The sequence below is a fragment of the Bacillus haynesii genome, assembly GCF_001969855.1.
GTDB classification, from domain to species: domain Bacteria; phylum Bacillota; class Bacilli; order Bacillales; family Bacillaceae; genus Bacillus; species Bacillus haynesii.
In genome coordinates this window covers 278,575-297,197 of record NZ_MRBL01000003.1, presented here as the reverse complement: position 1 = coordinate 297,197, position 18,623 = coordinate 278,575, and the positions used below count along the sequence as shown (strand labels likewise).

Here is an 18,623-nt window from a genome sequence, read left to right as displayed (position 1 = left end):
TGTCATAAGGTTTCCTTTTTCAGCATGCCGAGAATGTCAAACAGCGTATGTTTGATGACAAACTTGCGGTACTCTGCGGAACCTTGCGCATCGTCCAAAACAGGGCCGGGCAAGCGGTTGATCGCCTCTTCCACCCTTTGATCAACAGGGAGTGCCTCGTCATTCAACGCAGATTCCACTTCAGTGGAGCGAAACGGAAAAGGGCAGACACCGCTGAATGCACAGCGGACGCGTCCGTCTATTTCGAGAGCTGAAATCGTTGCCAGAGGATATCCCGTATCCCATTGCTGCCTCACTTTTATGCTTGCAAAAGGCTGATGAACATAGCGTTCTTCAATCAAAAGCGAAATGAGGATTTCTCCCTTGTTCAGCCGCAGCTGCTGATCAAATACGTCGTGAATCAAATAGCGCTTTTCCCCCTCGTCTCCGATTGTCAGCACTTTGCTGTCGGTTAATAAAAAAGGGAGCACTGCTTCGCGGTAAAAGATCTGCCCGCAAATATTGCCGCCAAGCGTAATCTTATTACGCGCCGTATGGTCGGCCACTTCTCTCGCCGCTTTGCTTAACAGCGGAAAGCCGCCGTTTTCCGTGATCTCCGTCAATGTTAATGCTGAGCCTAAAGCAAGGTGATGCCGTTCAAATTGCAAAGTCCTGCACTCAGGTATGTCTTTAATATCGATAACGGCATTTGTATGGATCACATTCAGCCGTCCGAGCGTCAAATGTTCTGTTCCGCCGGAACAATACGCCGGCTTTTTCCCCTCCCGCTCCAGGCTTTGAAAGAGCTTTACCGCTTCCTGCGCAGATTGGGGCCTGTAATACTCAAAGTCAAACTGGATCATGGCGACCCTCCTTCATTTTCCAAATTTGTTCGGGAATCAGAGGCAGCCGATTCAACGGAACGCCGGCCGCTCCAAAAAACCCGCATGCACTTCAAATAAAGCCGGGTTATTTTTCTAAAATTTTCCTCCATGAATTTATATTGAAAAATGTTCTATTTTAAAACTGTAAACAAGAAAAAAGTTCACTCGAAGCTTGAGTGAACTTTTTCTATATGATGATGATTTAACTTTCAAGCGCGCCGGCCGGATCATATAAAGCGATATCAAGCTCAGGCTCTTCTCCCAAAGCGAGCCTTGCCAATTCCGCGCCAAGGTACGGACCTGACGTAAGCCCTGAAGCGCCGAGACCGTTGGCAACGAGCAGCCCGCAAATGTTCGGCAATGAGCCGATCACGGGGAGAAATCCCGGTGTAAACGGCCTGAAGCCTACACGCGTCTCAAGCAGCTCGCTCAATTCCAACCCCGGCGCAACGGCAAGCGCCTTTGAGAAAATTTCGTGAAGGCCGCCGGCCGTTACCCGCAGATCATCCAGTTCAGCTTCATTTTCGTGAGTAGCGCCGGCAACGATCCGGCCGTCTTCAAATGCCAGTATGTATTGGTCATTCGGAGGCATCACAACAGGCCAGCTGCCGGTCTCCGCATCAGGAAGACGAAGATGAACGATCTGCGCTTTTTGATGGCTGACTGAAAAACGCACGCTGAGCGGTTTCAAAAGCTCGTCCGCCCAAGCTCCCGCTGTGACCAGCACCTGATCAGCGTATATTTTCTTTTCCGCTGTGGAGATCCCTGTTACCCGGTTTCCTTCATAGAGTAATGAAGCGTTTCCTGCTACAACAGAAGCTCCGTATTTTTGTGCGACGTTCACAAGTGAGCGGCGCAGCATTTTTCCGTTTACGCGCGCGGCTCCGCTGATATGAACCGAGCCGTATCCCTCTGCCAAAGGCGGAAATAAACGCTTCGTTTCCTCATGGGATAAACGGGTGATCTCGCCGATTTCAGGCGCATCTTTGCGCCTTAGATGCGCCCGTTCTTCCATTTTCTCCAGCTTTCGCTCGTCTGTATGCAAGCTGATAGCGCCTGTCCGTTTATACCCCGTCTCCGATTCTCCGTCAGCTTCAAGCTGCTTGATTAAATCGGTATAGTACGCCGCACCGCCTTTTGCAAGCTTGTACCACGCCTGGTTTCTACGCTGCGAAAGCCAGGGGCAGACGATTCCAGCCGCGGCATCTGTAGCCCTTCCCCGCTCTCCGCGGTCAATCAATGTCACATCCGCGCCCTTTTTTGCAAGATGATAAGCGGCAGAAGCGCCGAGGATGCCCGCTCCGACTACAATAAAAGATTTCATGACTAACACCTTTTTCATTTCTGTTTATTCTACAAATATAACGGATCACACCGATGGAACACAACCTAACCAACGGCTACCGATATCACGCCAAGCACCATAAAAACAGCCGCGATGATCCTCAATCGTCCGAAACCTTCGGACAAAAGAACCGCCCCCATCACCGTTCCGATTAAAATGCTGATTTCCCGAACCGGCGCCACATAGCTGACCGGAGCAAATACCATGACACTCAGCGCCAAAACATAAGCCAAAGAATTAAAAACCCCCACTCCGACAGCCTCCATCCGATGATGCTTCCACTCAAACCGGACTTCGTTCCAGCTTTTCGCGGCAAAAGGAGTCAATATGATCAGACGGCCGAGCGTATTGCAATAATCCAGCAGCAATGGCGGAACGAGAAAGCGGCTGACCGCTGCTTTATCAAGGAGGGTATATGCAGCAATAATACCGCCGATCGCCAGCCCGTAAAGAACCGGGGTGAACGAGCCTGACTCTTTTAACCGCTTGACTCCCCCTGTAAAAAAAAGAATGCTGATCACAATCAAAAGAATCCCTATAATAGCGGGCAGCGTCAATGTCTCACCAAAAACGGCGACCGCCAGCACGCAGGTAAGCAGCGGGCCTGTCCCCCTCGCGATCGGATAGACGAGGGAAAGATCGCCCTTTTTGTACCCTTTTTGAAGAACAAGAAAAAAGCCCAAGTGAGCAAAGATGCTCGCCATGATGATGACAAGCTGCCAGATGCCGATCTCAGGCTTTTCATATATGACAACACCTATGGCCAACGGCGTGTAGACAACGGCTGCAATCGCTGTGAACAGCCAGATAAACGGAACGCCTCCATCGGCTTTTTTAGAAAGGTAGTTCCACGATGCATGGATAAATGCAGAACATAATAATACGCAAAAACCCACGACAGTCATTACACAGCCCTCCGTTCATGATAAAGGAGCTCAATGTTTGATGACAATGTAGCGCTTCAATTCCCCGTGCCACTTCTTTCCTTTGACGGCATCCACCCAGACGTCATACTTGCCTGGTTTCAGCTTTTTCGTCGGGAAGCTCACCCGAAAATGAGGCTTTCCGCGTGTTAAATGAACATCTCGATAGATCAGGACAGTTCCTTTTTTATTGATCAGCCGGACGGCAATCATCGTTCCCGTAACAGGACTTTTTCCCGTGACAACGATCGAAGTGGCGGATTTCATATATGTATTGGCATCCGTCCTGAATTTCACCGCGCCTTTGGAAGGCATAGCAAAGGCTTCAGTACTCCCGGCAAATGCGGCCAGCAAGAAAACAGCGGCTATTAACACAGCCTTTTTCAACATTTTCACTGGTCATATCCTTTCTTATACAGTATGAATGTCACATGCTATACTCTCCATTATACATGACAATATGATCGAATAAAGATATTTGCCAAGAAGATCCTGTTCTTCTTTTAATGGACAAATACTGTATAAGTGGGTGAAAGGAGATGATTTACATGTATCAAGCGAAGGTGAAAAAATTAAACCCGCATATAGAAGAAGAAGTTACTCTTGAAATACAAGGTTATGAATTTACCGGCTTTTCGACTGTCTGTCCCTACTTTATAGAAGAGGGGAAAGAGTATCCCGTCATGATCAGCTTTACCATTTTAGATAAACTCGACCTGTGTAAAGCGGATACACAAACTAAAGGGCTGCAGCGGCTTGGAGATCGTTACAACTATTTAATAAGAGGAATCCTGCATGAAGATCATATAGACGCAGGAATAAAAATTGTTGATGAAGATGGATATTTTTATGACTATCATTTCCTCGCAGGCAACCTTGTAGAAATGTTCGTCGATCGAATAACAGTTGAAATTCTTTATACAGCTCAATGGGACGGGAAATCTAGGCGGGCCGATCATTGATACAAAACCACTTCTTTGTCATGCCGTCTCCCGCCTTAACCATTTTCTAATCATGAAGCATTCCCCAAACGTAAAGCCTATGATAAAGACCTCCCAAACTGAGGAGTAATCCGGATTTTTCATTGATACCTCGCAAATTGCAAATCCGGCCCCTACTCCCAAAAGAATAAACAGATAAGATACAATTCTGGATTTTAAATAGTTTGCCATAGACCGTCCTTTCTTTCTGCGATTACTTAAAATAATACTCAAGTATTCAAAATTTGAGGTTTTAATAATGCTGGGGGAATTTCTTTTTTATAGTAAGAAATCCTGCTGCTTTAACTACCCCTAGAACGATTTAGTTTACATGTAGAAAAGCACTCCTTTGAATTTGTCTTCTCGCATTAACTGTTATCCGGTAGAATTCCACTGCATCTCGAATTTTTTCTTTTTTCTCTAATAGTTCTGCTGCTATAAGACCGTATTCCTCCATGTCTGCATACTTGCCTTTACTTTCGAAAAACTTGAACGATTCGCGAACCATATCCAGATCAAATGAAAGATAAAGCCCTTTTATTAAATCAAACTTTGCAAGCATATCTAAATTCTTGTTCTTTTCAGCCAACTCTTTGCCTTCATAGTATAGGTCATCAGTTATTGACAACTTTCCTTGCTTTGCCCTGACATGTGCGAGGTTGAATAATGTTTTTGGCAAAAAACTGAGATTCTCCTCTTTATATAAATTCAGGGCCTTTTGAAAATGTTCGGTTGCCTTATCGAGTTCTTCCAGTTGGTTATAACATATTCCAATGTTTAAATGTGATGAACCTATAAGGTGTAGGATTCTTTGTTTCTGCGACTCTTCAAGTGCTTTATTTAAATTATGTAGAGCTTTTTCGGGATACATTAGATCTAACCAGTTACCTGCAATAATAAACTGACTTTGTACTCGACGCTCACCGTAAGTATCATACTTTTTGAATAAGTTATACGCACGACTTGCATAATTCATCGAAAAGATGGTTTGTTTCATATGGTAATACACTTCAGATGCCTTGAAATAAAATTCAGCCTTTTCCAGTTCATCACAATCAAAAGAATCGAGTTTTTTCTCGGCATCCCTATAAAAATTCAGCGCAAGGATTAATTCTTTTTGTCTGAAATGATACATTCCAGCGAAAAAATGATAATAATAATCCAACATTCCTTCCAGATTGTTCTGATCGCGAATCTTTTTGAACTCATCAAAACGACTATTTAAATTTACACCGGGTTTAGAATACATATAATCAAGTTGAAGATTATGCCGGAAGAGCAGTAAGTTGTAATAGACAATCACATCCTGATTTTGTTCCATTTGTTCTAATTCTCGTTCAACTTCTTTCTTAGTATCCTCAGCCTTGCCTGTCCAATTGTTTTTTAAGGCTGTATACCAAAAATTCATTTTCGTCGCAACCAAATCATATGGTATCACGCTCACATATCCTCTTCCTTTCTTGCAAGATTATAATTTTTCTAAAAACCCAAAATAGCAATTTCCTTTTTATTCATAGTCATCATTTTACATAAAAGAATAATTTTTCACAACAACATTCTAAGAAATCTTTAAAAGTTAGGGGTTTTTTGACCTAATCAATATGATTCGTTTTCCGTGTTCGGGTGAATTTTAGAAGTATAGGAAGGAAGGCAGAACAGATGAAGGATTATATTTTCCTGTTGATATGTAATTTGGCATAACTAATCGTTAGGAGGGAAAATTCAAACCTCTTTTATGAAATAAAAAGCTAAAGTCCTCTGACCGTATGAATTATCATTTAATCTATTCAAGAAAAAACCGCAGATACATTTTCTACGCCTTTTAGAAAATCGATAGGCATAGATTATAACTGCGGTACACAAACATAAAGTTTATTCGGGTGCAATCAAATCGAAATCTGATTACACCCTTTTTTTCAATAATTAACCAATAGACCCTTCCATTTCGAACTTGATCAAACGGTTCATCTCAACCGCGTATTCCATCGGCAGTTCTTTTGTGAACGGCTCGATGAAGCCCATGACGATCATTTCTGTTGCTTCTTCTTCAGAAATACCGCGGCTCATCAAGTAGAATAGCTGCTCTTCAGATACTTTTGATACTTTCGCTTCGTGCTCCAATGAAATGTTGTCGTTCAAAATTTCATTGTATGGGATTGTATCAGAAGTTGATTTGTTGTCCATGATCAGCGTATCGCACTCGATGTTTGAGCGGGCGCCTTCGGCTTTGCGTCCGAAGTGGACGATTCCGCGGTATGTGACTTTTCCGCCTTGTTTTGAGATCGATTTTGAAACGATTGTGGATGACGTATTCGGTGCAAGGTGAATCATTTTCGCACCGGCATCCTGATGCTGTCCTTTTCCTGCAAGGGCGATAGAGAGCGTCATGCCGCGCGCGCCTTCGCCTTTCAGGATAACGGCAGGATATTTCATTGTCAGCTTGGAGCCGATGTTTCCGTCGATCCATTCCATCGTCGCGTTTTCTTCACAAACCGCACGCTTTGTCACAAGGTTAAAGACGTTATTCGCCCAGTTTTGAATCGTTGTATAACGGCAGTATCCGCCTTTTTTAACGATGATCTCAACAACCGCGCTGTGAAGGGAGTTCGTTGTATAAACAGGTGCCGTACATCCCTCTACATAGTGAACGTGAGCGCCTTCGTCTACGATGATCAGCGTCCGTTCGAACTGTCCCATGTTTTCTGAGTTGATGCGGAAGTATGCTTGCAGCGGAGTATCCACTTTTACGCCTTTTGGCACATAGATGAATGATCCGCCTGACCATACCGCTGAGTTCAAGGCCGCAAACTTGTTGTCAGTCGGCGGGATGACTTTTGCCCAATGCTCGCGGAAAATGTCTTCATTTTCTTTAAGGGCGCTGTCTGTGTCTTTGAAGACGATCCCTTGCGACTCAAGGTCTTCTTTCATGTTATGGTAAACGACTTCTGACTCATACTGCGCGGATACACCGGCCAAATATTTTTGCTCAGCTTCAGGGATTCCGAGTTTGTCAAATGTCTGTTTGATTTCCTCAGGAACTTCGTCCCATGATCTTTCTGAACGCTCAGAAGGTTTTACATAGTACGTGATTTCATCAAAGTTTAATGAGTTTAAATCTCCGCCCCATTGCGGCATTGGCATATTGTAGAAGTGTTCAAGAGATTTCAGGCGAAAGTCGAGCATCCACTGTGGCTCTTCTTTCATGCGTGAAATTTCTTCAACGATTTCTTTTGTCAATCCCCGCTCTGAACGGAAAATGGAAACGTCTTTGTCGGCAAAACCGTATTTATATTCGCCGATATCCGGCATTTTCTTAGCCATCCATTTTCACTCCAATCTTTATTCGTTATCGCTGTTTTCTTTGGAAACGCCTTTTTCAAGGGCTTTCCATGACAATGTTGCGCATTTAATCCGGGCCGGAAATTTTGAAACGCCTTGCAAGGCTTCAATATCGCCTAAATCAATCGAATCGTCGTAGTCTTTGCCCTGCATCATATCTGAAAAGATCTGTGACATCTGAAGGGCAGTCTCCACGTCTTTCCCTTTGATCGCCTGTGTCATCATAGACGCAGAAGCCATTGAGATTGAGCATCCTTCGCCTTCAAATTTTGCATCTTCTACTTTACCGTCCGTTATCTTCATCGTCAGTCTGATTCGGTCACCGCATGTCGGGTTGTTCATGTCAACGACGATGCTGTCATTCAAAACCCCTTTATTTCTCGGGTTTTTGTAGTGATCCATTATCACCTGGCGATACAGTGTATCCAAGTTCACATTAAAAGACATTTGTGAAATACTCCTTTGTCTTCTGAAGAGCTTCAATCAGTTTATCGATGTCTTCTTCCGTATTATACAGATAAAAGCTCGCTCTTGCAGTGGCGGAAACGTTCAGCCATTTCATTAAAGGCTGTGCGCAGTGATGGCCGGCTCTGACGGCGACCCCTTCTGCATCAAGCACGGTTGCCACATCGTGCGGATGAACGTCTTCAAGGTTGAAGGTTACAAGTCCTGCACGTTCGGGCGGACCATAGACAACAGCGCCTTCAAGCTCTTTAAAGCGCTCCAGCGCGTATGCCGCCAAACGGTGCTCGTGCGCCAATATTTCGTCAAGTCCGATGTCTTCAAGGAAGTCAATCGCCGCTCCCAATCCGATCGCACCGGCAATGATTGGTGTACCGGCTTCGAATTTCCAAGGCAGCTCCTTCCAAGTCGATTCGTAAAGACCGACAAAATCGATCATTTCTCCACCGAATTCTGCAGGTTCCATGTTTTCAAGCAATGCTTTTTTTCCATACAATACCCCGACTCCTGTCGGACCACACATTTTGTGGGCTGAAAACGTATAGAAATCGCAGTCCAAATCCTGGACGTCAATTTTCATATGAGGCGTGCTTTGCGCACCGTCTACGACCATGACCGCGCCGTTTTCGTGCGCGATTTTGGCCATTTCCTTAATCGGGTTGATCGTACCGAGAACGTTTGAAACATGCGCTGCAGAGACGATTTTTGTATTTTCCGTCACCGTTTCCCTGACATCGTCCAGGGAAATGGTTCCGTCTTCCTGAAGCGGAATGTACTTCAGCGTGGCGCCGGTTGCTTTGACAGCCTGCTGCCACGGAATAATATTCGCATGGTGCTCCATCGGTGTAATGACGATTTCATCACCGGGCTTGAGGTTTGCGCGGGCATAGCTGAGCGCAACCGTGTTCAGGGCCGTTGTCGTACCCCTTGTAAAAATAATTTCCTGCATCGATTTCGCGTTTATAAACTTCCTGACCTTCTCACGTGCTCCTTCATATCCATCCGTTGCTTTCGTTCCTAATGTATGAACGCCGCGGTGGACATTGGAATTGTAAGAGTTGTAATACTCATCAAGCGTCTCGATGACGACGCGCGGCTTTTGCGAGGTAGCCGCGCTGTCCAAATAAACGAGATCGTGTCCGTTGACCTGTTGGCTGAGAATCGGAAACTGTTCGCGAATATCTTTAGCATTCATTATTTTACTTTCCTTTCAATCACAGAGACCAGCTGCTTCTTCACGCCTTCGATCGGAAGTTCATTGACAACCGGTGCGAGGAAGCCGTAAATGACGAGGCGCTCTGCTTCTTCTTTTGGAATTCCGCGGCTCATCAAATAGTAGAGCTGAACCGGATCGACGCGGCCGACGGAGGCAGCGTGACCTGCCGTTACATCGTCTTCATCGATTAAAAGGATCGGGTTGGCGTCGCCGCGCGCTTTTTCACTCAGCATAAGAACGCGGGATTCCTGCTCTGCATTTGATTTTGACGCGCCGTGCTCGATTTTTCCGATACCGTTGAAGATCGAAGATGCGGAATCTTTCATAACGCCGTGTTTTAAAATATAGCCTTCTGAATGCTTTCCGTGGTGAATGATCTGCGTTGTAAAGTTTTGAGTCTGTTCTCCTCTGCCGACGACAACCGTTTTCGTATCGCCGAATGTGCCGTCTCCATGCAGATTTGTCGTGTTTTCAGAAATGGTGTCTCCGTCATTCATCAAACCGAGCGCCCATTCAATTTTGCTGTCGCGTCCGAGTGCAGTTCCGCGGCGGCTGACATAAGCCGTTACCCCTGCGGAAAGGTTGTCGACCGCACCGTATTGCACGCGGGCATTCGCGCCTGTGATCACTTCTGACACGATGTTAAAGACCGCTTCCTTAGGGTTCACCGTGCTGATGTAGTTTTCTACATATGTGACTGAACTGTTGTCATCTGCAACGACAAGTACATGGTTGAAAAGCGTTGTATCATTGCTTTCATGGACATAAACAGCTTGCACCGGAGCTTCCAGTTCGACGTTCTTCGGAACGTAAAGGAAGGCTCCGCCGTTCAGAAGCGCTGCATGCAATGCAGTTAATTTATGCTCATCGGCTTTTACGCCGTCTTTCATAAAGTATTTTTTAACAAGCTCACTGTGTTCGCGGAACGCAGTATGAATATCTGTAAAGATGACGCCTTTATCCTGCAGCTCTTTTGAAAGAGAAAGGTAAGCCGGCGTCTGGTCTCTTTGGACATAAAGCGTTTTGTCTTCATTTCCAAGATCGATCAGCGATTTAACCTCATCTGAAAGATCATCCAAAGAATCAAGCGGTTTATTTACTACAGTATGCTTATCAAACCGTGTAAAATTCCAATTTGCAATTTTTGTTTTATCAGGTTTCGGCAGCGGCAGATCTTCTGCTTTTGCGAGCGCTTCTAAGCGTAGATCTTGCAGCCATGCCGGTTCCTGGTGCTTCTCAGAGAAGCTTTTGACATATTCCCGATCTACAGATAGTTTTGTTTCCAATGTCATGTTTATCCCCCTAACGCTTACGCTTCTTGACCGACAGTTTCGTCTTCGATTCCAAGCTCATGCTTAATCCAGTCATATCCTTCAGCCTCAAGGCGCTGTGCAAGTTCAGGTCCGCCGGATTTCACAACGCGGCCCTGCATCATGACATGCACATGGTCAGGCGTAATGTAGTTCAAGAGGCGCTGATAGTGCGTGATGATCAGGCAGCCGAAGTTCTCGCCGCGCATTTTGTTGATTCCTTTTGAAACGACTTTAAGGGCGTCGATATCCAAACCTGAATCGATTTCGTCAAGAATCGCGATTTTCGGTTCGATCATCATCAGCTGAAGGATTTCGTTGCGTTTTTTCTCACCGCCTGAAAAACCTTCGTTCAGATAGCGCTGCGCCATATCAGGGTCCATTTCAAGAAATTCCATGTTTTCGTCCATTTTGCGGATGAATTTCATTAAAGAAATCTCGTCGCCTTCTTCTCTGCGCGCGTTGATCGCTGAACGGAGAAAATCGGCATTTGTAACACCGCTGATTTCACTCGGATACTGCATAGCCAAAAACAGGCCGGCCTGAGCGCGCTCGTCCACTTCCATTTCCAGAACGTCCTTGCCGTCAAGCGTGATGCTTCCTTTCGTCACTTCGTATTTAGGATGTCCCATAATCGCCGCGGATAAAGTTGATTTACCCGTTCCGTTCGGTCCCATTACAGCGTGGAATTCCCCGCCTTTTATTTCAAGGTTTACACCTTTTAAAATCTCTTTTCCTTCAATCTCAACGTGAAGATCTTTGATTGTTAATGTCGAAGCAGCCATGAAATATACCTCCAATATATATAATCATCATTCTCAATTTATTCTCATTCTAATTTTATAACAAATGAAAATTGAATACAACAATAGTCTTCCTATCTTTTCGTGTACATGTTCTCAAGTTTAACAAAAAACGTTTTGTTCTTAAAGAGATTGGGGCTAGAAAACTTCCCGGGACAGAAAGGCGGAATTTATTTCCAAGCTATCGAAAACCAGCGGTATATCCGTCATTAAGAGCGGGGATGGTTTGCTCCCAGGCTGCACGATTCATGAGGGGAACAGCGCTCCCCTTCTATTTGAACCGTCACATGCTCCACGTTGCATTCTTTCCTTAGATATTTTGATACTCGTTTTAAAATTCTATCCCTGTCACTGTTTTCATCCGCCACGATATGGCAGCTTAATGACGGCATAGCAGATGAGATCGACCAAATGTGGAGGTCGTGAACCTCCCTGACTGACGGAATGGAAAGCAGGCCGTTTTTAAGCGCTTCCGCATCAATGTCTTTCGGTTTTCCTTCCATTAATATATGCACCGATTCTTTCGTCACCCGCCAGCCGCTGACAAGAACCAAAACCGCGACGGCGACGCTCGCGATTGGATCGGCGATGTTCCAATTGAAGAAAAGCATAAGGAGGCCTGCGATGATCGCTCCGAAAGAGCCCACCATATCGCCGATGACGTGCAAAAAAGCGCTCCGCATATTTAAATTCTCGCTTGTGTCGCCTTTCATTATTATCCAGGCCGCAGCAATGTTGACGAACAGACCAACCGTCGCAATTGCAAGCATACCCCTTCCCGCGACTTCCGGCGGGCTGAAAAAGCGATTGTATGCTTCCCAAAAAATATAAAGTGAAATCAAAAGCAGGGTGATCCCATTGATAAACGCAGCCAAAATTTCAAAGCGCCTGTAGCCGAATGTTTTGCTCGCGCTTGCGGCCTTTTCCCCCATTTTAAATGCCAAGAAGCTGAAACCAAGCGCTGCAGCGTCGCTGAGCATATGTCCCGCATCTGACAGCAAAGCAAGGCTGTTCGTGAATATTCCCCCTATCACTTCAATCATCATAAAAGTAAAAATTAAACCGAAGCTGATGAACAGCGCTTTTTGATTTGCTGATCGGTTGCCATGGTGGCTATGGCCTGTATGACCGTGAAAATGAGCCATTATAAAGCCTCCTCAATATATGATCATTTATTCATATTTAAATTTTACCTTTTCCTTTAATTATGGTCAAGCGGCTGCTGGAACATGGAGAAGGACGGATTGACATCCGCCCCCCTCGCGTTTATCCGATCATGGGTAAGTCTGATACGATCTGCTTGCTTTTTTGATACTGCTTTTCGCGCCTTTTCTCAACTTCAAGCCGGTTCACATGGCTTCTGCTGTACTCCTCGTACCCCATTCCATGCGACTTGTGCATCGCTTTTTCCATTTCGGCCGTGAATTCAAGGTCAAGCTGATCTTGGCTTGAACAAATAATAAATCATCCTTTCAGAGATTTTCTTACATAGTACCAGTTATATACAAACTCTGCAAAGATGTGTGTGCTTTCAATATGCTTTCACGGACGAAAAATCAATGCTTCATTTGCTGGAATTCTTCCATCGCCTGCAAAACGAGTGTGACGGCTTGGCTCATGGCCGCGCCTCCGCCAAATGCCGCAGTTACACCGACTGCTTCAAGAATTTCTTCCTCTGACGCTCCGCAATCCAGGCAGCCCTTGATGTGATAAATAATGCAATATTCATCCTGCGTATTGACACTGATGCCCAGTGCGATCAGCTGCTTATCCTTTTCGCTGAGCGCGCCTTTTTTAAAGCATTCTTCGGTAAATTCGTTGTATTTGGCGGCAATCCCGGGCATTTTTTCGGAAAAGATGCCGATCCCCGCCTTATATTCATGCAGTGCGGATTCGATAATGCTTTCTGATTCATGCTGATTCACGTTTTGTTCCTCCATTTTCAGTTGGTAGTCTTTTTTTATTATGAGCTTCTTTTCAAAAAATACGCGAAAAAACCCCGGTTTTCTGGAAACCGGGGTGTTCTTTCATTTACTCAGATACAGAAATAACAGAGCCTTCATATTTTTTGTCGATGAACTTTTTGATGTCATCAGAGCGCAATACATCCATCAGAGCTTTTACTTTGTCAGAATCTTCGTCGCCTTTGCGGACGGCGATGATGTTAGCGTAAGGATTGTCTTTTGGAGACTCAAGTTCGATTGAATCGGTTTTCGGATTCAGCTTGTTTTGGATCGCATAGTTCACATTGATGAACACTGCGTCAGCTTCATTGGCTTCGTATGCTTTTGCCGTCATTTCAGGCGCCACATCATTTTTGATTTTTAGGTTTTTCTTGTTTTCTGTAATATCTTTTACTGTCGCGTCCACTTTTTCAATGCCTGATTTCAGCTTGATCAGCCCCGCATTTTCAAGCATTGCAAGCATGCGGCCCTGTTCAGCGGCGTTGTTGCTCATAATAATTTTTGCACCGTCAGGAAGGTCTTTTAAAGATTTATACTTTTTAGAATAAATGCCAAATGGCTCAAGGTGTACCGCACCGACGTTGACAAGATCGTAATCTTTATTTTCTTTCATTTCTTGTTCAAGGTACGGGATGTGCTGGAAGTAGTTCGCATCAAGATCTTTTGTAGCGAGCGCTTTGTTGATCAGTTTGTAGTCCGTGAAATTTTTGATTTTAAGCTCATAGCCTTTTTCTTTCAAAAGCGGCTTTGCTTCTTCAAGGATTTCAGCGTGAGGCGTTGGCGTCGCTCCGACTGTAATGACTTTGCTGTCTTTATCTCCTTCGCTGCTGGAAGATCCGCAAGCGGCCAAAACACCTGCAAAAATGATGAATAAAGCTGTTAATAAACCTTTTTTCATGTTGATGTCCTCCCTAACGTTTGTCTAATTTATTTGTTATAAAATCCCCGATAAATTGGATGATGAACACAATAGCTAAGATGAAAATAGTTGCGATGAGTATAATATCGGGATTGTTCATCTGAAAGCCGTTTACATAGGCAAGGTTCCCGAGTCCGCCTGAACCGATTGCTCCGGCCATCGCCGTCGAACCGATCAGTGCAATCGCCGTAACCGTAATGCCTGAGATCAGCGCCGGCATCGATTCGGGCAGGAGTACTTTAAATATGATCGTCGATGTTTTTGCCCCCATCGATTTCGCCGCTTCAATCACGCCTTTGTCAACTTCGCGCAAAGCAATTTCAACTAGGCGGGCATAGAACGGAGCGGATGCGATAATCAAAGCCGGAAGTGCGGCGTTCGGCCCCAGGATCGTGTTCATTAAAAACTTTGTGAAACCGAGCAGCAAAATGATCAATATAATAAAAGGAATAGACCTGAACACATTGACGATTGCCGAGATTACACCGTTAATGACCCGATTCTGCCAAATGTTGCCTTTTGAAGTTAAATACAGCAGCATACCGAGAATCACTCCGATGATAAAAGCAAACAACAGAGAAATTCCTGTCATATAGATCGTTTCATACGTTGCTTCCCACAGCTGCTCCATATCTACGTTTGGAAACAGTTTTTCAAACATTCGTGATCACCTCTGCTTCTACCTGGCGGCTCTTGATGAAATCGACCACGTCATTGACCTCGTTTTCACGCCCATCGACATGAATGAACAATGAACCGTATGCGCCGTCCTGAGTCTGCGAGATTTTGCCTTGAAGGATGTTGACTTCAACATCGAACTTCCGAATGATCTGCGTGATCAGCGGCGATTCGGCTGCTTCACCGACGAAGGTGAGCTTGATCGTCCGCCCGGATGTCGTTTCTTCGAGGAAATGCTTCAGCGTTTCCTTTGTTTCCACCGGTTCTGTTACCTGCTGAACAAAGCGCTTTGTCATTTCTTCCTTCGGCTTGAGGAATACGTTCAGCACATCGCCCTCTTCTACGACCTTTCCGTTTTCCATGACGGCCACTCTATGGCAGATTTTCCTGATGACATGCATTTCATGAGTAATCAGGACAATGGTCAGCCCGAGTCTTTCATTGATATCGGACAGAAGACCCAGGATCGAGTCAGTCGTCTGCGGATCAAGCGCTGATGTCGCTTCATCGCATAAGAGAACTTTCGGATTGTTTGCGAGCGCCCGTGCGATGCCGACGCGCTGCTTTTGCCCTCCGCTAAGCTGTGAAGGGTAGGCGTTTTCCTTGCCTTCAAGACCGACAAGCTTAATCAGTTCAGCGACTCTTTTCAGACGTTTTGCTTTGCTGACACCGGCGATCTCCAGCGGAAACGCAATATTGTCGCGCACCGTTCTTGACCACAAGAGGTTGAAATGCTGGAAAATCATGCTGATTTCCTGCCTTGCATTCCTCAGCTTCTTCCCTTTGATCTGGCTGATTGTTCTGCCGGCTACTTCAACCGTGCCTGAAGTCGGCTGTTCAAGTCCGTTCAAGAGACGGATCAAGGAGCTTTTTCCCGCTCCGCTATATCCAATAATTCCGAAGATTTCACCTTTTTTAATCGTAAGGGTGACATCTTGGACAGCATTGACATCTCCATGCTTTGACCGATAAATCTTTGAAACATTTTGAAGATTTATCAAAAGCCATCACCTGCTTTCTTGCTCAATTCTCATAGTTGTCTAAATTCCTGATCAAACAATGAAAAAAGCCTTTCTGCACACATGAGCAGAAAGGCTTTTGAATAGTCTGGGCCTTTCTCTCATCTTTCAAAGCATGACGCTTCGTGTGAATTGGCACCATTTCAACACGTGTTGATGGTTGCCGGGTTTCATAGGGCACTTCCCTCCACCTCTCTGGATAAGAGAAACATATATTCATTTTTTGATTATTATGATCGGAATTCTTAAAGTAGGATATCATGCGAAAAAATAGTTGTCAACTATTTTCCGTAAGACAATCGGCCTACGGCGAAAAGAGACGAACGTAAACGCCCGCCCCCTGTCTGACTTATACAAGGAATGTGCCGATTTTTCAAATGTTTAAAATGTCTATGAATAAAGATCGCTGTTTTTAAAGAAGCCGTCCGTCAGCCATAAAATCGCTTCAAGCTTCAATAAAGCTCTGAAAGAGCCTTTCACTTTAACAGTGCCGCGCTGTACGAGATGCTGCAATGAAATGTCGCCGTGTAGAAGGTCAATAATCTCGCTTTGCTCTCCAAAAAAGGTCAAATGAGCTTTTTCTACAGGAGAAGATTTTTCCATTTCCCCTTTTTCGTTGATCGCTAACGTAAAAGCTTCTTTCTCGCCTTGAAACGTAATCAGCAAAGCCGTTGTAGATAATAGAGGTTTTAAAAAAAGAGCCTTGTCCTCTCTTTCTATCAATCCCATTTTCTCCAACTGTATAACCTCCTGTAAATTGGTCATACTTACAGATTCTCTGTCTGCCGCAGGAGTTCCTTTAGGAATTGCTCGACAAGTTTTTGCTGGTTATTTCCCGAGAAATATGTCAAAACCGCCCTTAATCCACAACATTTTGTTTAATCGTATCATATAAGTAGGAAACGGAGTGAAAAGCGTATTCTTTTTTGACGACTCGCCCATTTTTGTAAAGGATAAAACACGGGACGCTTTCTATTTCATGCAGCTTGGCAAATGACGGGGAATAATTGAGATTGTTTTTATAAAAAGGAATGTCCTTCATCATTTCATCAACGACTTCCAGCATTCTTCCGGCCAGCTGACACGTTCCGCAGAACGGCGTGTATACATATAGAAGACAGGTTTCATGCTCAAGCCGTTTTAGCTCTTTTTCTTGAAGTTCTTGCATCTGTTGAACCGCACCTCAATACGTTTTATAATAAATATTTTGTATAGACCCGGATGTTTGAACGAAATAATACTTCTGCAACATGCTGACTCGGGGCGGAAGCGACTTCTTTGTATACTCTATCGATGTATAGATGCGAAGCTTGGGGGAGCTCCCTCATCAGCTGACGGCGGAGCTTTTCGCCTGATTCATCGGCATCCACCAGGATATAAACGTCTTTATCAAACAACGTTTCGGCGAATTCATCGAGTTTTGCCTGGCTGATCGTTCCGTTTGTGCAAATGATGTCCACGGGCTCTTCGATGACATGCTTCACTTTTTGCTTATCTGATTTCCCTTCGACGATCATGACTTTTTCATTTTCCGGCATATGGATCACCTTTAAAGATTTACTTGTAAAAAAAGGCAGTGAATATTCACCGCCTGACTTGATTAACACCAGCCTTGGTGGTCATCACAGTCTACATATTTAGCATCCGGTCCGCTTACGGTATCCGCCATTTTGTAAATTTTTTCATCTTGGAATGAATATCCAGATTTCAACTCGTATTGATCCTTTCCGGTGATTCGGCCGATCAGCTCATTTTCATGGTACAGCTGCATTCCGCCGTTTTTCAATCGGCTTTCAACATGTTCTGTAATATCAATACGTTCTTTTTTCAGCGTCAATTTGGACACCCCCTCTTGATATAGAGTATCCAAACGACGAACAGCTATCCTGAATAATCCTTAGTCTTCTTTTATCATGTCCTCATATTGCTCGGCTGTCATCAGATTTTCGATTTCAGAAGCATCAGACGGCTCAACGATAATCATCCATGCCTTTTCATACGGAGACTCGTTGACGAATTCAGGGCTGTCTTCCAAATCTTCGTTCACTTCGACCACTTTTCCGTTGATCGGGGCATACAGCTCAGAAACGGTCTTTACGGATTCAACGCTGCCAAAAGGCTCGTCCGCTTTGATTTCGTCTCCCACTTCAGGAAGCTCGACAAATACGATGTCTCCAAGTTCGGATTGGGCAAAGTCTGTAATGCCGATTCTGACTTTATCTCCTTCTGTCTTCACCCATTCGTGTTCTTCTGAATAACGCAACTCTTTCGGTGTGCTCATGCTAACCCCTCCATAAAGTGTTTTAATCGATCCTACATTGAAGATATCATATTTTGATGTGTTATAACCAGTATGTCTTAAACTGATCTTCTTTAAAACCGACCGTTACTTTACTGCCGTCTGTCGTAATCGGGCGTTTGATCAGCATACCGTCCGAAGCCAGCAGTTCCAGCTGCTCATCTTCAGACATGCTTTGCAGCTTGTCTTTTAGGCCGAGTTCGCGGTACTTTTGGCCGCTCGTGTTGAAAAACTTCTTCAATTCAAGCCCGCTTTTCTCGTAGAGCTCTTTCAGTTTTTCCTTGCTTGGCGGCTGTTCTGCGATATGTATCCCATTGATTTCTTTGCCGTGGTCTTCAAGCCATTTTTTCGCTTTGCGGCATGTCCCGCATTTCGGATACCAGTAAAAATCCAAAGCCATACATACACCCCTCTCATTTAATCGAGGTAATTTTAACACAGATCGAATGAAAAACCTAAAACAGTGCTCGATTCTATAACAGCTCAGGAAGCCCTGTATAAAG

Annotated in this window: 23 protein-coding genes and 1 riboswitch; of the genes, 1 reads left to right on the top strand and 22 read right to left on the bottom strand. The window is 44.7% G+C overall.

The window, feature by feature from the left end:
• Positions 1-2: 2 nt before the first annotated feature.
• The 4 genes from BTA31_RS03545 to BTA31_RS03530 form a co-directional block, all read right to left on the bottom strand.
• Entirely contained in the window at positions 3-842 is an 840-nt protein-coding gene (locus tag BTA31_RS03545; protein WP_043927137.1) for an FAD binding domain-containing protein, read from the bottom strand.
• Between the two features lie 223 nt (positions 843-1,065).
• Positions 1,066-2,187 (bottom strand): NAD(P)/FAD-dependent oxidoreductase, encoded by a 1,122-nt coding sequence (locus BTA31_RS03540; RefSeq protein WP_076788908.1) that lies wholly within the window; start codon positions 2,185-2,187, stop codon positions 1,066-1,068.
• 65 nt (positions 2,188-2,252) lie between these two features.
• Entirely contained in the window at positions 2,253-3,113 is an 861-nt protein-coding gene (locus tag BTA31_RS03535; protein WP_076788907.1) for a DMT family transporter, read from the bottom strand.
• 30 nt (positions 3,114-3,143) lie between these two features.
• Positions 3,144-3,521 (bottom strand): hypothetical protein, encoded by a 378-nt coding sequence (locus BTA31_RS03530; RefSeq protein ID WP_278192825.1) that lies wholly within the window; start codon positions 3,519-3,521, stop codon positions 3,144-3,146.
• A 158-nt stretch (positions 3,522-3,679) separates the two neighbouring features.
• On the opposite strand from BTA31_RS03530, the gene BTA31_RS03525 reads away from it, so the two are divergent.
• On the top strand, positions 3,680-4,093 hold the full coding sequence (locus tag BTA31_RS03525) for a hypothetical protein (RefSeq protein WP_076788905.1): 414 nt from the start codon (positions 3,680-3,682) through the stop codon (positions 4,091-4,093).
• A 340-nt stretch (positions 4,094-4,433) separates the two neighbouring features.
• Here BTA31_RS03525 and BTA31_RS03520 read toward each other — a convergent pair whose 3' ends face one another.
• The 18 genes from BTA31_RS03520 to BTA31_RS03440 form a co-directional block, all read right to left on the bottom strand.
• The gene (locus BTA31_RS03520) at positions 4,434-5,555 is read right to left on the bottom strand and encodes a response regulator aspartate phosphatase (RefSeq protein WP_076788904.1); all 1,122 of its coding nucleotides are present in this window, start codon (positions 5,553-5,555) and stop codon (positions 4,434-4,436) included.
• Between the two features lie 479 nt (positions 5,556-6,034).
• Positions 6,035-7,432 carry a Fe-S cluster assembly protein SufB gene (gene sufB / locus BTA31_RS03515; protein WP_003185037.1) on the bottom strand — a complete coding sequence of 466 codons (1,398 nt, stop codon included), beginning with the start codon at positions 7,430-7,432 and terminating at the stop codon, positions 6,035-6,037.
• A gap of 18 nt (positions 7,433-7,450) precedes the next feature.
• Positions 7,451-7,897, bottom strand: a complete 447-nt coding sequence (sufU, locus tag BTA31_RS03510) for a Fe-S cluster assembly sulfur transfer protein SufU (protein ID WP_020452866.1) — start codon at positions 7,895-7,897, stop codon at positions 7,451-7,453.
• On the bottom strand, positions 7,887-9,107 hold the full coding sequence (gene sufS, locus BTA31_RS03505; RefSeq protein ID WP_076788903.1) for a cysteine desulfurase SufS: 1,221 nt from the start codon (positions 9,105-9,107) through the stop codon (positions 7,887-7,889). Before sufS ends, sufU begins: the two co-directional genes overlap by 11 nt.
• Positions 9,107-10,420 (bottom strand): Fe-S cluster assembly protein SufD, encoded by a 1,314-nt coding sequence (sufD, locus tag BTA31_RS03500; RefSeq protein ID WP_076788902.1) that lies wholly within the window; start codon positions 10,418-10,420, stop codon positions 9,107-9,109. The genes sufS and sufD overlap by 1 nt, the downstream gene beginning before the upstream one ends.
• Before the next feature lie 17 nt (positions 10,421-10,437).
• Positions 10,438-11,223 (bottom strand): Fe-S cluster assembly ATPase SufC, encoded by a 786-nt coding sequence (gene sufC / locus BTA31_RS03495; RefSeq protein ID WP_003185044.1) that lies wholly within the window; start codon positions 11,221-11,223, stop codon positions 10,438-10,440.
• 227 nt (positions 11,224-11,450) lie between these two features.
• On the bottom strand, positions 11,451-12,386 hold the full coding sequence (locus BTA31_RS03490) for a cation diffusion facilitator family transporter (RefSeq protein ID WP_076788901.1): 936 nt from the start codon (positions 12,384-12,386) through the stop codon (positions 11,451-11,453).
• 121 nt (positions 12,387-12,507) lie between these two features.
• Positions 12,508-12,642, bottom strand: a complete 135-nt coding sequence (locus BTA31_RS23500; protein ID WP_256379620.1) for a YuzK family famiily protein — start codon at positions 12,640-12,642, stop codon at positions 12,508-12,510.
• 155 nt (positions 12,643-12,797) lie between these two features.
• Positions 12,798-13,181, bottom strand: a complete 384-nt coding sequence (locus tag BTA31_RS03485; protein WP_031305044.1) for a carboxymuconolactone decarboxylase family protein — start codon at positions 13,179-13,181, stop codon at positions 12,798-12,800.
• Positions 13,182-13,272: 91 nt separating this feature from the next.
• Positions 13,273-14,103 carry a methionine ABC transporter substrate-binding lipoprotein MetQ gene (gene metQ, locus BTA31_RS03480; protein ID WP_076788900.1) on the bottom strand — a complete coding sequence of 277 codons (831 nt, stop codon included), beginning with the start codon at positions 14,101-14,103 and terminating at the stop codon, positions 13,273-13,275.
• Positions 14,104-14,116: 13 nt separating this feature from the next.
• Positions 14,117-14,785, bottom strand: a complete 669-nt coding sequence (locus tag BTA31_RS03475; RefSeq protein ID WP_076788899.1) for a methionine ABC transporter permease — start codon at positions 14,783-14,785, stop codon at positions 14,117-14,119.
• Positions 14,778-15,803, bottom strand: coding sequence for a methionine ABC transporter ATP-binding protein MetN (metN, locus tag BTA31_RS03470; protein ID WP_043927150.1), 1,026 nt, complete (start codon positions 15,801-15,803; stop codon positions 14,778-14,780). Before metN ends, BTA31_RS03475 begins: the two co-directional genes overlap by 8 nt.
• 116 nt (positions 15,804-15,919) lie before the next feature.
• A riboswitch (SAM riboswitch) is annotated at positions 15,920-16,027 on the bottom strand.
• Positions 16,028-16,211: 184 nt separating this feature from the next.
• Positions 16,212-16,559: an SCP2 sterol-binding domain-containing protein gene (locus BTA31_RS03465; RefSeq protein WP_043927151.1), complete on the bottom strand. Its 348-nt coding sequence runs from the start codon at positions 16,557-16,559 to the stop codon at positions 16,212-16,214.
• A 121-nt stretch (positions 16,560-16,680) separates the two neighbouring features.
• Entirely contained in the window at positions 16,681-16,989 is a 309-nt protein-coding gene (locus BTA31_RS03460; RefSeq protein WP_076788898.1) for a thioredoxin family protein, read from the bottom strand.
• Between the two features lie 25 nt (positions 16,990-17,014).
• Entirely contained in the window at positions 17,015-17,359 is a 345-nt protein-coding gene (locus BTA31_RS03455; protein WP_076788897.1) for a toprim domain-containing protein, read from the bottom strand.
• Between the two features lie 62 nt (positions 17,360-17,421).
• Complete coding sequence (locus BTA31_RS03450; protein WP_043927155.1) at positions 17,422-17,658, bottom strand: YusG family protein; 237 nt, start codon at positions 17,656-17,658, stop codon at positions 17,422-17,424.
• Between the two features lie 60 nt (positions 17,659-17,718).
• Complete coding sequence (gcvH, locus tag BTA31_RS03445) at positions 17,719-18,102, bottom strand: glycine cleavage system protein GcvH (protein WP_020452879.1); 384 nt, start codon at positions 18,100-18,102, stop codon at positions 17,719-17,721.
• Between the two features lie 61 nt (positions 18,103-18,163).
• A complete protein-coding gene (locus BTA31_RS03440) occupies positions 18,164-18,520 on the bottom strand; it encodes an arsenate reductase family protein (RefSeq protein ID WP_003185068.1) in 357 nt (118 codons plus the stop codon).
• Between the last annotated feature and the right edge of the window lie 103 nt (positions 18,521-18,623).